9 protein-coding genes are annotated in these 13895 nt (G+C 53.2%); 4 read left to right on the top strand and 5 right to left on the bottom strand.

The annotated features are described in order from the left end of the window. Positions 1-80: 80 nt before the first annotated feature. Complete coding sequence (locus Mal52_RS13090) at positions 81-662, bottom strand: TetR/AcrR family transcriptional regulator (protein WP_145376658.1); 582 nt, start codon at positions 660-662, stop codon at positions 81-83. A gap of 489 nt (positions 663-1151) precedes the next feature. Here Mal52_RS13090 and Mal52_RS13085 point away from each other — a divergent pair, with 489 nt between their 5' ends. From Mal52_RS13085 to Mal52_RS13070, 4 genes are all read left to right on the top strand, one after another. Continuing rightward, positions 1152-2015, top strand: a complete 864-nt coding sequence (locus Mal52_RS13085; protein ID WP_145376657.1) for an SDR family oxidoreductase — start codon at positions 1152-1154, stop codon at positions 2013-2015. Between the two features lie 60 nt (positions 2016-2075). After that, complete coding sequence (locus tag Mal52_RS13080; RefSeq protein WP_145376656.1) at positions 2076-3062, top strand: zinc-dependent alcohol dehydrogenase family protein; 987 nt, start codon at positions 2076-2078, stop codon at positions 3060-3062. Between the two features lie 215 nt (positions 3063-3277). After that, positions 3278-4060, top strand: a complete 783-nt coding sequence (locus Mal52_RS13075) for a DUF4437 domain-containing protein (protein WP_197534873.1) — start codon at positions 3278-3280, stop codon at positions 4058-4060. After that, positions 4057-5409: an alkyl/aryl-sulfatase gene (locus Mal52_RS13070; RefSeq protein WP_145376654.1), complete on the top strand. Its 1353-nt coding sequence runs from the start codon at positions 4057-4059 to the stop codon at positions 5407-5409. The genes Mal52_RS13075 and Mal52_RS13070 overlap by 4 nt, the downstream gene beginning before the upstream one ends. A gap of 76 nt (positions 5410-5485) precedes the next feature. Here the strand turns inward: Mal52_RS13070 and Mal52_RS13065 are convergent, their stop codons facing one another. Genes Mal52_RS13065 through Mal52_RS13050 form a run of 4 tightly spaced genes read right to left on the bottom strand, consistent with a single transcriptional unit; the run spans position 5486 to position 13459 of the window. Then, positions 5486-7486, bottom strand: coding sequence for a SulP family inorganic anion transporter (locus Mal52_RS13065; protein WP_145376653.1), 2001 nt, complete (start codon positions 7484-7486; stop codon positions 5486-5488). A 44-nt stretch (positions 7487-7530) separates the two neighbouring features. Beyond that, the gene (locus Mal52_RS13060; RefSeq protein ID WP_145376652.1) at positions 7531-8976 is read right to left on the bottom strand and encodes a proton-conducting transporter transmembrane domain-containing protein; all 1446 of its coding nucleotides are present in this window, start codon (positions 8974-8976) and stop codon (positions 7531-7533) included. Beyond that, positions 8976-10370, bottom strand: a complete 1395-nt coding sequence (locus Mal52_RS13055; RefSeq protein ID WP_145376651.1) for a proton-conducting transporter transmembrane domain-containing protein — start codon at positions 10368-10370, stop codon at positions 8976-8978. The genes Mal52_RS13060 and Mal52_RS13055 overlap by 1 nt, the downstream gene beginning before the upstream one ends. Further along, positions 10367-13459, bottom strand: a complete 3093-nt coding sequence (locus Mal52_RS13050) for a DUF2309 domain-containing protein (protein ID WP_145376650.1) — start codon at positions 13457-13459, stop codon at positions 10367-10369. Before Mal52_RS13050 ends, Mal52_RS13055 begins: the two co-directional genes overlap by 4 nt. Positions 13460-13895 lie beyond the last annotated feature (436 nt).

The raw sequence follows: 13895 nt of genomic DNA, 5'->3' as shown, positions 1-13895 counted from the left end.
CTTGTTCTGGATGCAGCATTGAGCCGAAACGCCGAACGGTATAACTCCTCTTTTTGTGTTCGCATGGACCGATGCGACTTTCAGGAAATCAAACGCGCCGCCTGTGCCGCCATCTGCTGAAGCGCTGTTTTCCCAAACGTGCCACGCCCCAATACGATGATGCCGACCAACAGTGCGTATAGCGCTCTTCCGGTTTCTCGCGGCTCGATTGTGCTGGGGATGACACCTAACTTCTGCCCCCGTCGGATTTGTTTTTCAAAGAAGGCGGACATCTCGCGCGATGCATCGCGGACGATCTTGCGGACCTCTTCATCGTGTTGCTCACATTCAAGTGCAGTGTTGATGAGCAGGCACCCCTTTTTATGGGGGTCTTTCAGCGCACGTTGGACAGCAAAGTCAAAGAACCGCGAAATTGATTCACGCGGGTCATCGATCTTCTCCAACTGCCGCAGTCGCTCTTTCCTGCGACCGCTGTCGTATTTCAGCAGTGATTGCAAAAAGAGGTCATCCTTGCCGGCAAACGCGTTGTAGAGACTGCCGCGTTTGATGCCTGTCGCCTCGGTGATGTCAGAAATCGACGTGGCGGCGTAGCCTTTCTCCCAAAAGACCTCCATCGCCTGCTCGATGACATCCGATTCATCAAATGACTTTTCCCACGGCATTGGACTCTCGCAATGTGAAGACCTCGGTTCTGCTTCCCTGCAAATCTAGGCAGTCTTGACTGATCGGTCAAGACTTGAGAAGAATGTAAGTCTGGCCAACCGGATAGAGTAAGATCAAAGTCATCCCCCCAAATGAAGCAGTTGACCCCGCCCGTCATTCAGGCCATAAGCCCTGGCGATGCAGCCAGTAGCAGCATATGGCCTGGCGCGTTTTTAATAAACGTCTGCCCCGTACAACCCACGCCGAGCCGGGGAGGAGGCAGACACGCAAGTCTTCCTCTCTTCAGCCATTCATTCCAAATTGTTTCACGGACGCTTGCGAAGAAGTTTAATTTCCTCAGTTTTTTTACTCGACACCTCGGCATAATTGTGGACGGTTCCATCGAGATTCTCTCGACACCCATGATGACGACGAGACTTCCGACTTGTCCTTAGATCGCTCACTGTAATAATACGGTACGCATTTCAGACACGGCAGTGAGATTTTCCATGACAAAATATGCAGTGACGGCAGCCAGCGGTCAGCTTGGTTCCGAAATCGTAAAAGCCACCATCGAGGCTGTCGGCAAAGACCAGGTGATCGGGTTGGCCCGCACGCCCAGCAATGCGGAATCGCTTGATATCGAAATCCTGCCGGGCGATTACGACTTGCCGAATGACCTGGAAAATTCGCTACAAGGAATCGACACCGTTCTACTCGTTTCTGGAATGGCGGCGCCGGAAAAGCGGATTGGTCAGCACCGCAATGTGATCGAAGCAGCTAAAAAGGCTGGTGTGAGCAAGATTGTCTACACCAGCGTCCAAGGTGCTGAGGAGAATACGGCGTTCTCTCCGATCATTCATAGCAACCGCCAAACAGAAGCAGATGTCCGCAATAGCGGCCTGCAGTGGGCCATTGGTCGCAACGGCATCTACATCGAGCCCGATGTCGAGTACATCGAGACGTACAAACAACGTGGCGAGATTGTGAACAGTGCGGGGGACGGAAAGTGCGGCTACACGACACGCCCCGAACTGGCTGATGCCTACGCCCGCATGCTGACAGAGTCGGTACACAACGGCCACACCTACAATTTGCATGGCGAACCGCTCACGCAGCAGCAATTGGCCGACTATTTGAACGACGCCTTCGGTACGGATTTGAAATACCGGGCAATGTCTGTCGCCGATTATCGCGAGGAACGTATCGCAGAACTTGGCGAGTTCATGGGGAGTGTGATTGCCGGGATCTACGAAGGCATCCGTAACGGTGCAGCGAACAATGAAAGCCACTTTGCGATTGCGGCCGGTCGCGCTCACCAGAGCTGGCCAGAGTATTTTGACGGGCTAAAAGCTAAGACAACGAACTCCTGAACAAACACGCTGGCAGTGCAACCCCCACCGTGTCCCGAAAACCAAAAAAGGACGAATACCATGCAGGCAATGCTTATCCGTGACTACGGTGAAAATGCAGTTTTTGAGGCTGCAGAGGTTGAAAAGCCGGAGGTCAAATCTGGTCATGTGTTGGTGAAGATCGCAGCTTCGAGCGTGAACGCGGTGGATACGATGATTCGCAAAATGGGCGAGGAGTTGCCATTAGCCCCCCAGACACCGGCCATATTGGGAATGGACTTTGCCGGCACAGTGGAGGCAGTTGGCGATGGCGTGCAGGATTATTCAATCGGCGACGAAGTCTATGGCTGTGCGGGGGGATTGGCCGATTTGCCGGGCACGTTGGCAGAAGACATCGTTGCCGACAGCAACTTGATGGCCCATAAACCCAAGCAACTCTCCATGCAAGAAGCCGCTGCCTTGCCGCTGGTTGCGATCACAGCCTATGAAGGCTTGATGCGTGCGGGAATCAAAGAAGGCCAAAAAGTCTTGGTGCATGGTGGCTCAGGTGGGGTTGGCCATGTCGCCATTCAATTGGCAAAGCACTTCGGTGCTCAGGTCTTTTCGACTGGTGGGGGAGAGAAGCAACTGGCTTTGATCGAAAAACTGGGGGCAACCAGCATCAACTACAAGACAGAATCGGTTGAACAGTACGTCGACAAACATACAGCGGGAGCTGGCTTTGATATCGTGTTTGATTCAGTGGGCGGCGCAAATCTGACGAACTCATTCACGGCAGCTGCGCTCAATGGTCAAGTTGCCACCACGGTGTCGATGTGTGAACTCGATTTAACCCCGGCCCATTTCAAAGGCTTGTCGCTGCATGTGGTGTTCATGCTGATCCCCATGCTGCACAATTTCAAGCGAGAACAACACGCAGAAATCCTTCGCAATCTGGCTCAAATTTCAGAGTCGGGCGGTTTGACACCTGTGCTGGATGAGCAGCGGTTTTCGCTCGCAGAAGCGGGGCAAGCGCACGCGCGGTTGGAGAGCGGTCAAGGGATGGGTAAAGTGGTTATCGAGAACTAAAACTTGTCAAACAGACGAGTCACAAAACCAGCGCAATTTCCAGTACAGACTCCCAACGATAACTCAGCTCTACGTTCTACGACCGATCGCCCGAGAAAGCAAAGGCTGATATGAAGCACTTTATGGCACTGTCATTGGCAATTACATATCTATGTGCGGTGGTACCAAACGGTGTCTCTGAGGAGCCAGGAAGCGAGGTCAGATCGAAGGTCGTCATGGCATCCGAGGTCGAATGGAAACCTCTCAACCCTCTTCGTGGCAATAAAGGTCCGCAGGCTGGCACGCTTTGGGGCGATCAAACCGGCACTGGCGCATCCGGTTTTCTTGTCAAGTTCGTGGATGGTTTTTCGTCGCCGCCCCATATTCACAATATCACGTATCGTGGTGTCGTAATCTCCGGGGGCTTGTTCAATGGTGACCCCAAAGGTGAACCGATGTGGATGCGAACGGGCTCCTACTGGACGCAGCCAGTCGGGCAGCCACATATCACAGCTGCCCGAGGTCCCAGCGTAGCATACGTTGAGATCCAGGAAGGTCCCTATCTCGTTCTGCCAACAGAGAAGGCGACTGACAACGGTGAAAGGCCGATCAACCTGGACGCATCCAATATCGTTTGGCTGGACGCATCGAGCACATCTTGGATTGACCAGCCCGCACAGGCATCCTCCGCCGTTGGACCAGAGATCGCTTTTCTTTGGGGGAAACCGCAGAAGGACCAAATCAGCGGCACTCTGATTAAGCTACCGGCTGGATTTGCGGGAAAGATCCAGACACCCGACTCAACCTTCCGTGCTGTCGTGATCCAGGGCCAGCCACAAGTCAAAGCGTCAGGCCAAGCGGACGCCAAAACCATGGCTCCGGGTAGCTACTTTAGTTCGCAAAATAAGGCGGAGCATCAGATTGCATGCGAAGCAGAAGACGGCTGCATGATCTACGTGCGAACCAAGGGCAAGTTCAACATTCTCCAATCAACTCAACCAGGGAGTGACCAGAAATGACGCGGTTGAATCTTTCCATGATGATTCTACTCCTGGCGACTCCGCTGTTCGCGCAAGAGAACCCAGCAACTCAAAAGCTGACGGAGCAATCCAAGCAATTTGAGGAACAAATCATCAAGGTGGCTGACAATGTCTACGCGGCAATCGGCTTCAGTGTCTCCAACGTTTCGATGATTGTTGGCGACGATGGTCTGGTAATTGTTGACACGGGTTTAACGCTTGATGACGCCAGTCACATTATGCAAGAATTCCGCAAGATCAGCGATAAACCCGTCAAAGCGATCATATTTACGCACGGCCACGGAGATCACACCGGCGGGGCGGCGGCGTTCTTAGGAAAAGACCGTCCACAAATCTGGGCTCACAAAAACTTCGGCAGCGAAGCACTCCCCTTGGCCGCCGGTGGTGTGACGTTTCAGCGCGTCCGAGGGGCAAGGCAGGCGGGATTCAAGTTGCCGCCGGAGCAAAGGATTAATAACGGAGTTGCACCGGTGCGCTATCCCAAACGAGGCGGTGAGGCTTTCGCTTCGAGAAACGACACTCAGCCGACGCAGTTTCTCGAAAGCAACCGACAGACAATCAAGGTCGCGGGGATTGAGCTCGAACTCGTTTCATCACCTGGCGAAACCAACGATCAGCTATTCGTCTGGTATCCGGCAGGCAAAGTCTTGTTTGCCGGAGATAATTTCTACCGTTCGTTCCCCAATTTGTACGCAATTCGCGGGACCCCCAATCGCAGCGTACGCCTGTGGGCCGAAAGTCTTGGCAAGTTGGCTGATAACAATGCCGCTGCTCTTGTCGGCGGTCACACCAATCCGATTCTCGGAGCAGGGGAGGTCCAGCAAGTACTCAGCGACTATCGCGATGCTGTTCAGTTCATTCACGACAAAACTGTCGAGGGCATGAATCAGGGAATGACGCCCGATGAACTGGTCGAGTACGTGCAACTTCCCAAAAACCTCGCCGATAAAGACTACTTGCAACCCTTCTACGGACATCCAGAATGGGGCGTCCGCAGTGTCTTCAACGGCTATCTGGGCTGGTTCGATGGCAACCCAACGAATCTGTTTCGACTTTCACCAAAATCAGAAGCACAGCATATCGCAAAACTCGCCGGAGGCACGGACAAGCTATTGGCCGCAGCCAATGAAGCTCTTGCCACAGACGACAATCAATGGGCCGCACAACTAGCTGATTCTTTGTTAGCAATTAACAAGGATGACGCAACGGCAAAGCGAATCAAAGCAGAGGCGCTGACAAAGCTTGCCGACAAAATGGTCAATGCGACAGCCCGTAACTACTATCTCACCGTCGCTCGCGAACTCCGTGAAGAAGCGCAGACAAGGTGATCGGTCGTTATGGAATGAGCTGGACTGAAATGACATCGAAATGCTTTCAATCCCATCATCCCCTCAGCCTCCTTATTTAGTGATGTTGGACGGCATCGACTTCAGTTTCTAGCAAGTCGAAATGATCGCGGCGGACGACATCGACCAATTCGACGCTCACCATGACGCGATGCGTGGGGAGTACATCCTGCCGCAGATATTTAATAACGCCTTCGCAGATTGCATCAGGCATGACCACCTCGATACGTACTTTTGAGGTTGTCGCGACTCCTCCATTTTCAAGGTCGCTTCGACCGGCACCGGAACATGGTTGCGATGTATAGCCTGATGCACCCAATTCGATAATTTTTTGTTGCAGCCACGGTTCTAAGTCCGCATCGGCAACGATTGTCAGTCGTCGCATGGTTGCCAAGCCACTCTTGCGAGCGGCGTGGATATTTTTGGCAAGTGGCTGCAAAGCGACGAGCCCTCGAACTTCAAAGGTTAACCCCTCTTGCTCGAAGTCGCGTTTCATTTCGTCAAGCTTCTCCATCACACTGTGATCAACAAGCTTTGTGTCAGAGACATCGACGATGAGATTCCGTTTCTGCACGAGACCGATTTGTTCGATCTGATGACGGAAAGGGATCCAGTTACTAAAGACAGCCGATTCACGCGCGAGAATCAGACTCGTATTGTCGTCGATTTCTTGCACTTCGATGTACGGCTTGAACAAAGACTTAATCGGCACACCGTTAGCGACGTGGATCACCATCTTCAGAAGGATGCCTGCCGCGACGCCGATGAGCAGGTCAGTTGCCAAGACAACGACCAGCGTGGTCATAAAGACGGCCAGTTGTTCTTTGCCGATGCGATAGACGTGTATAAACTCGGTCGGATGTGCCAGTCGGTAGCCAGTGTAGACCAGCATTCCGGCCAATGCAGCAAGTGGAATTTCATGTAGAAATGTGGGAAACAAGGCGACGAACACCAGCAGAAAAATGCCGTGCCACATGTCAGAGAACCGCGTATGGGCACCGTTGTCGATATTCGCTTTGGAGCGGACGATTTCTGAGATCATTGGCAAACCGCCAACCCAAGAAGCACACAGGTTTCCGACACCGACGGCAACCACATCACGGTTCATACTGGTCTTGCGCTTCCAAGGATCGATCAAATCCACGGCTTTAGCGCTGAGCAGAGATTCCAGACTTCCGATGATGAAAAACATCATGGCCCACTTCCACGCTTTGAGTTGTCGCAATGCGGAGAAGTCGGGTGTGGTTACATCATCAAACATGCCAAAGATATGCTCCGGCATCTTGACCAGATATTGTTCACCCAGTTGATATTTATGCCCTTGTAGTGTGTAAGAGTGTTCGTGGAGCAAATCAAATGCTAATCCCATGGGGATCGTCACGATCAGCACGACCATGGGCGATGGGATTTTCTTCAGGAATTCGACGCGTTTCCCGGCAAAGGGCCAGAAGAACATGATCAGTATACTGACGATGCCGATGGCCGCGATTGCTGGATTGGCCTCCATGATGTAATGCGGAATTTCCTCGAGCATTTCCAGCGGTTCCCCACCGGCGGAGACCCCTAAGGCGACTGGAAATTGCTTAATAATGATGATCACCCCAATCGCCGCCAACATTCCGTGGACAGTTGAAATCGGGAAAAACTCACCAAGAATTCCACCTCGGAACAATCCGAATAGAATTTGCATCACGGCTGCGGCCACACCGACCGCAAGTGCAGCCTGATAAGCCGTCATATCTGCGTCCGACCAACCGCCCATCATGCCATCGCCACCGAAATCCTCGATGCATTCAATGGCAATAACAATCAATCCAGCGGCCGGACCTTTGATCGTCAACTCACTGTTGCTGATGAAGGTTGTCAGGACCGCACCAATGATGGCAGTAAAAATCCCAGCGATCGGTGGATACCCACACGCCAATGAAATACCGAGACACAACGGCAAAGCGATCAAAAAGACCATAAATCCGGAGATAAGGTCTTTCTTTAAGTACTTGGTGAAACCGGTCACGTCCCCGCGCGGGATTTCAACAACATTGTTTTCTTCTCTGCTCATTTGTCATTCATTCCTGTAACGATCTTGGTTTTTGACCGTAGGAGTCATTGATCTTTGGATACGTCGTCTGTTTCCGAAGCCTGTGTATGGTTTGTCCGTTCACCGTGAATTTCTCGGTGTTCCAGCAAGCCTCTCGCGGCGTGATAGCGCGACTCAACTCCTGGTTGTGGAACGATTCCGCCTCCAATGATCAATACGACCATGATGAGAATCGTGATACGTTCAGCGGGTCGACACCGCAGTGAAATCGAAGCAGTGTGTCGCGTCCCCGTAAAAATGTGGAAGTAGGCTTTGACAACCGCGATGCCGTTGAGCATCGCCGCCACAACAACGGCCATCCCGATCATTGGATAGACTTCGACAGCTCCTTCAACGAGCAGTTCCATGCCGATGAAGCCAATCGTTCCGGGAAAACCGATCGCTGCCAATCCCGTCAGCAGGAACATCCCCGCCAGAAACGGCGTGTGTTCGTAAAGTCCGTGAAAGTTGGCAAGCGTCAGCCGTCCAGTTCGTGCCTCAACACTTCGCAGCGCAAGACCGAAGCCCAGGATGGAAATACCGACCGACAGCCAGACACAAAGCGCGCCGGCCAGCCCGATTGGCTTGGCCATCTCCAGTCCAACCAGTACGAGCGACGAGTGGCTTAGAAACAAATAACAGAAGAATCGTCGGGAGTCGCGTTGCACCAATGCCATCCCAGCGGCATATACGGCAGTGATCAGCGAAAGGATGGCGATGCTTTGTAGCGCCCATGTGGGGGCGATGGGGAAGACGAGCCGAATGACTGCGTAGGCTCCCGTCATTGGTGTCACGAATAACAGCGCGGTCCCCAGAGTCGCCTTCTCAAACAGGTCCGTCATCCAGCAGTGCAACGGGCAGATTCCACTGCGAATCAAGGCACCGGCGGTCAGCAGACAGCCAGCAATAATCGACGGATTGGTGGGACTGGCATCAGCCGAGACCAGTAATTGCCCCGAAACAAGCAGCAAGACGAACAACCCCATGTGCAGCGAAAACACGCGGGTATTTTGATTTCGCTTTCGCAGTTCGATGAACGGAGGAATGATCGCTACCGTCAGAAGTAAAATAATCAGCCAGGGATGCCGACAAGCCAAGGTGGCCAGCAAGATCGATTCAGAAAACAACGTCCAGCCGAACGAGAAGCGATTGATTTTGGTGCGCAAGGTCGTGAGCACTGTGGTCAGATACAGCAACGCACCAAGCGGCAACAGCGGAGCACTCAACTCGTCAATCACGAACACATCGCGATGCAGAATCAACTGAAAGACATCCCAATGATCGTGTGCCTCAAAAGTGCCGAGCGAGGCAAAATCGAGCCACTCACCCGTCGCACAGATCTGCGTCAAGATACAGATCACGATGCTGTGTATACGTGCCCGTTCACGATCTTTCAGCATCGAGACCCAGATGGCACCGAGAACTGGAAGCAGGACCGAGAGTTCGAGCCACGGAAGATGAAGTTCTGGCATTAAGACATGTCCTCCAGCGTATCGCTATACGGCGAAAGCATGTCGGATTCTCGTGATGCCCCCCCTGACAATAGGTCGGTCCAGCGACGTTCGAGCGAATCAAATAACTGAAACGTCTTCACAAACGGATAGACAATCCAGTCGTCGAGAAATGCATCCAGGTTGCCCCGTTGCAGGGCCAGGCGGTATAGCCACAACTGAAAATTGGTTGCGGGTTGCGGCGGGTTCACTTCGTCACCGGTCAGGTGTTGCCCCACTGCGTCTTCGAGCATTTGATGATCGCGAAGTACTGAGGGGGCCCGCAGCAATTGCAGAGTCCGCAAACAGGCATGGCCGATCATGTGAATCAAGGCGATATACCGCAGGCCCAGTCCGATTTCGATCGTGATAATTCCCACCTGTGCCAAAGACGCAAATGCCAGTGCATTCTTAACGTCACTTTGCACTCTGGAAGCGAGTGTTCCAAAGATTGCTGAGACCAGTCCCAGGGCGATCACGGCAAGCCGCAGCGGCAAGGAGACGTCGAGCAAAGGACTAACGCGCAACAGCAGATAGGTCCCCAGATGAATCGATAACGCGCCATAGAACACAGCACTCGAGGGAGTCGGCCCTTCCATAGCGCGTGGCAGCCAACCGGAGAAAGGAACCATCCCCGACTTACCGGCTGCCGCAAGCAACAATAAGGAACCGACAGCCAAGGCTTGCCAGGAACCGATCGCGGCCACACCGTCAGGCCACGCTCCCGATCCCATGAGGCCGCTAAAATCGCCAGCTCCGGTCAGATGATGGAGCGTCAGAGCGGCGATCAAGAAAGCAGCATCGGCGACTCGATAGGTTGTCCAGACGCGATGTCCATTGCGGACCGGCCCCGGTCGCTCGTGAAAATAGGCGACCAACAAAGCCGACGACAGCCCCACTAACTCCCAGCCGAAAAATAGCGTTTCGATTGTCCCAGCCAGCGACGAAACGACCATTCCCAATAGAAATAACGCATAGAGCAGAAAGAATCGTCCATAACCTTTCTCGCGATGCAGGTAGACAGTCGCGAAAGCACCAACAGTGCCACACAATACAAATGAAAGTATCACGAACGGAACGGAGAGACGATCAAATACAAATTTCAGGTGAAAGTGAAAGTGTTCGTGCTCATGTTCGATCGACACCCAATTGCCGAGTTCAATCGGAACATTCCGCGAACCGGTCAAGAGCATCAATCCCAGAATCGCCACCGCCGCGAGTAACCCGGTCGCGACACACGCTTTTGTGAGTCGAGCCTGAGCGGTTTCGCTCAATTGAACTCCCATTAGGAACGGGAGTCCCAGTGCAGTCAATAAGACTGCCGGAGTGGTCACCACGATCAGACCAAGCAAATGGAGTACTGACTCGGTTGTCATTGTGCTCCCCTTGCTTCACGGATCGAGAAGAAGGGTAGATGCTCACGCGAGCCTTGATAACACTCTAAAGATGAATCGACTTGCGGCAATTTCGTTGAACTCGTTTCGTAAGGGTGAAAACCCTCGCCATTGAAAACTTCGATCTGCGATGTCGACGGGTCGATCACAGCAAGGTGCCCCCAGGCTCCGCGCACCAACTGGTCGATTGACGTGTTGCGTTCCATGACCGCGAGCATCGCTGAGGGGGTCGATTCAATCAGAAAGGTAATTCGCAGCGGTTCATGGATCTCGACCATCTGTTGGTAAAGACCGGTTCGCAGATCGCTCGACGTGCCTTCCATGACTCCCAACAGAGAAACAATATTGTGCGGCAGTTTGGAACCCGACCCGTAGGCTGTGTAATCCACACAGGAAAAGTAGTATTCCAGGTTGATGCCTGCGCACACGGGAATTGCGGCAGCGAGGATTCGCTGGAGTATGGAATGTTCGTCATCATCTTGAGACGGATCGTAAGAAGTCAGAAATGCGCGGCGATCCAGGAACAAGCCGCGCGACCAGGCACGACGACCGACAAGGCATAACGCGTTCGTGGCATGGTTGTACTCAGGGCGCGCTTGTGAAATGTCCTGAGCGCGCGCTTCGACATGCCGCAGCGCATCTCGGGGTGAAATCGACAGCGGAGCCGAATCGAATCGGCGACAGCGTTCGTGCGCGTTGCGTCGACGAGCCTCTTCGATCGACTCGCGCGCGGCTTCAAAATCCTCACGGTGTGAAGCGGGAAGTCGATCAAGATCGTAGAACACCACCGAATCATCGCAGGTGTTGTGGTACGCCCCGACAAACATGGTGTCATCTGGAATCGCAATTCCCAGCGCAGAGACCTTGGCACGAACGCGCCAGTCGTTGGCCATTTGTGCAAACGCGCGGGCATTTGGTCCGCCGCGTTTTCCTGCACAAGCTCCACAGCAATAGGCCGATTCGTGAGGATTATTGAGGCTTGAAGAACCATGACCGCAAACTACAAACAACCGCGAAAAGTCCTCGGTCTTCGTCAGTCCCATATCCTGCAACAAACGCAAGACCACGTCCGCCATTTCATCGGTCGAGTACCCAATATGTCCGTCATCTGGTCCAGGATCTTTCTCGTATCGCTCTAACTGCAATTTGGTTGCCAGCGGTGGCTGAAGCAGTGATCCGAATCGTCGACGAATCCGCGCCGTCAGGTGTGGAAACAAAACGCGAGCAACTAAGGGAGCCGTTGCCAGTGACCCGACGATCCCGGTAATCATTCCGCCGAGGAACGTACGGCTGCGTGTATGAAAAGCACGACTGGCCAAACCAAGCCGCCGCCGCAGTTCTGCGCGTTCACGATGCACGCCTTCAAACGTGTATCCGACGTCCTCCTGCACGTAATGGTCAGGGATCATGACACCTGGGCACAACGGTTTGTAGAAACCGTCAGCGGCGCCGCGATAGTAAATCGCTGTCGCAAAGAATCCTGCGGCGCCAAAAGTTTCGCAATTGGGCTCAACCTCCTCCAAATGTCGGCGAAACGATTCCTCGCGATCATCAATGCAGGTGACGATTTGAAAGCTTGGTCGCTGCGAGTCTGAAGTGGAATCCGCTTGCCTGAGACGAGTGGAATACTCTGCGAACGCATCAAGAGCCGCCAACCGATATTGGCGCTCGTACGCTTCGTGAAAAACACGGCGACGATGAATTGCTGAAAAACCTTCCACTTCATCACTGAGTTCGGCCCACTCGGTTTCTGTCAGTTGGAGCAACTCCAGCGGAGTCCAGCCCAGCATCTGAGCGACTTGAAATAACAGGAATGCGCGCCGCTCGATGGTCAGCGGTTTCGGCTCAGCAATACGCTGGCGGGCTAAATCGAGGATACTATTGATTGAGGAACAGCTGCCAAAAACATGCTCCCCGAGATTGCGAACGGCGTACTTCTCCAAGATCAATTGCACCGCCAGCATGCCGACTAAAGATCCTTTCGCAATGGAATGCACAACCCAGTCCACACCCGATTCGAGTTGCCAGATCATTCCGGCCCATCCCCCCAGCGCGAGCAGCGATTGGGTGATGAACTCTTCACGTTGCGACAACGGAATACCAAGCTCACGCAACGAATTTTCGATCGAGGCTTCTGCGGTCACTTTGTTATCAATGAGCGTCTTGAGCTCTGCCGGCAGCTGCCGCAACCAGCGGTCCGTTCCCCGAACCTGAACCGAATACAAGGCAAGAAACGATTCATAGAAACCTTGTTCACGATTGGGCAGTATCCAATCCGAGTACCCTTGATCAACGTATGCCGCACAGAACCGAATCAACACATCATGCACGTCTCGGTCGATGTCTTCTCCGGTCGCATGCAGCAACAAGTCACGTGGACGGACGAAGCTTGTCGTGTTTGGTTTTTTCCCAGAAAAGGATCCTATGCCATCGAGACAGACACGCCACAAGAGATGCAGAGAAAAAGACTCCCGTTCTGCATCGGTCCATTTGGAGGAATTGGCACTCAGCTTCGACAGCAAGCTGCTGATATCGACGATCGAATTCTCTTGACCGTCGGCGTCCTGTAACAACTTTGTTGCTGCGGAGATGATCCGCGTGCGATTGATTTGCGTTGTCTTTTCGCGAAAACGATCCAGCGCGTCTGTCTCAGCAACGATCCACCGCAATTCGGCATCCGGCCCGACTTGAATCGTATGCCGCAACATCGCGAATCGAATTTCGGCGCGCGTCCCCAAACCGTTTATCTCGTCGTTTCGCTTCTCCCCAAGATCATCCAGGATAGCAAATTCCAGGTCCTGGTCCGTAATCCGGCCAACTTCGTAGAGCCGACGGAATTCCTGCTCCGAAAGGTACGGCTCTGCACGATAGCGCGCATACCCCGCTTGAACGGCGGCATGAAATTCCTGTTTTTCAAAGGCATGCAAGGTGTTGTGATGGACGAAGACTTCGATTGGGCCCTGAGCGGGGAGAAAGTGGGCCGCGTGTTCGACCATGTGCCGCAATTGGGAATGAACAGAATTCTGATCACGTTCTGCAGAAGTTTCGTCGCCAGATTCCAAAGTGGGCACGGTGCGTCCCTGAATTGTGATGAAGATTGTAAGGCATCCATGCCGAGACACACTGTTTCGGTAGAGCGGATGGATTGGCGATTGATGCAAGCCTTGTGCCAATTGCTGCACAACACGGTTTCACAGTTGTGATTGTTGGTCAATGACCATCAATTCCACTGGTTTTGCCATGTTTCGAATGAAAGTGCCCGCTTCAAGAATCCAAGCGGCTTGATGAGCCTGGAACCAACAGTGCAAAGTTTTGCAGGTTGCATGCAGCGAATTGCACAAGCTAAACGCTCAGGAACGAAGCTGCCCTGATGCTTTTCGAGAGCATTCCCAATTTCCGGAACGAAGAGTTTCACGGAAATCAGAATGTTTGAGCGACATCGGCAAGCACTCAGAAATCACTCGCCCTGTTGATCATCGGTTTTGATGTAGACGATGCAGACGCCGA

The organism is Symmachiella dynata, assembly GCF_007747995.1.
In the GTDB taxonomy this organism is placed as follows: domain Bacteria; phylum Planctomycetota; class Planctomycetia; order Planctomycetales; family Planctomycetaceae; genus Symmachiella; species Symmachiella dynata.
The sequence above is the reverse complement of the archived record's forward strand: the minus strand, read 5'-3'. Positions and strand labels throughout refer to the sequence as shown.

Excerpts from the sequence above, each read along its gene's own strand:
- Mal52_RS13055 (WP_145376651.1), bottom strand. The coding sequence starts at position 10,370 with ATGACAACCGAGTCAGTACTCCATTTGCTTGGTCTGATCGTGGTGACC.
- Mal52_RS13075 (WP_197534873.1), top strand. The coding sequence starts at position 3,278 with ATGGCATCCGAGGTCGAATGGAAACCTCTCAACCCTCTTCGTGGCAAT.
- Mal52_RS13065 (WP_145376653.1), bottom strand. The coding sequence starts at position 7,486 with ATGAGCAGAGAAGAAAACAATGTTGTTGAAATCCCGCGCGGGGACGTG.
- Mal52_RS13090 (WP_145376658.1), bottom strand. The coding sequence starts at position 662 with ATGCCGTGGGAAAAGTCATTTGATGAATCGGATGTCATCGAGCAGGCG.
- Mal52_RS13070 (WP_145376654.1), top strand. The coding sequence starts at position 4,057 with ATGACGCGGTTGAATCTTTCCATGATGATTCTACTCCTGGCGACTCCG.
- Mal52_RS13080 (WP_145376656.1), top strand. The coding sequence starts at position 2,076 with ATGCAGGCAATGCTTATCCGTGACTACGGTGAAAATGCAGTTTTTGAG.
- Mal52_RS13060 (WP_145376652.1), bottom strand. The coding sequence starts at position 8,976 with ATGCCAGAACTTCATCTTCCGTGGCTCGAACTCTCGGTCCTGCTTCCA.
- Mal52_RS13085 (WP_145376657.1), top strand. The coding sequence starts at position 1,152 with ATGACAAAATATGCAGTGACGGCAGCCAGCGGTCAGCTTGGTTCCGAA.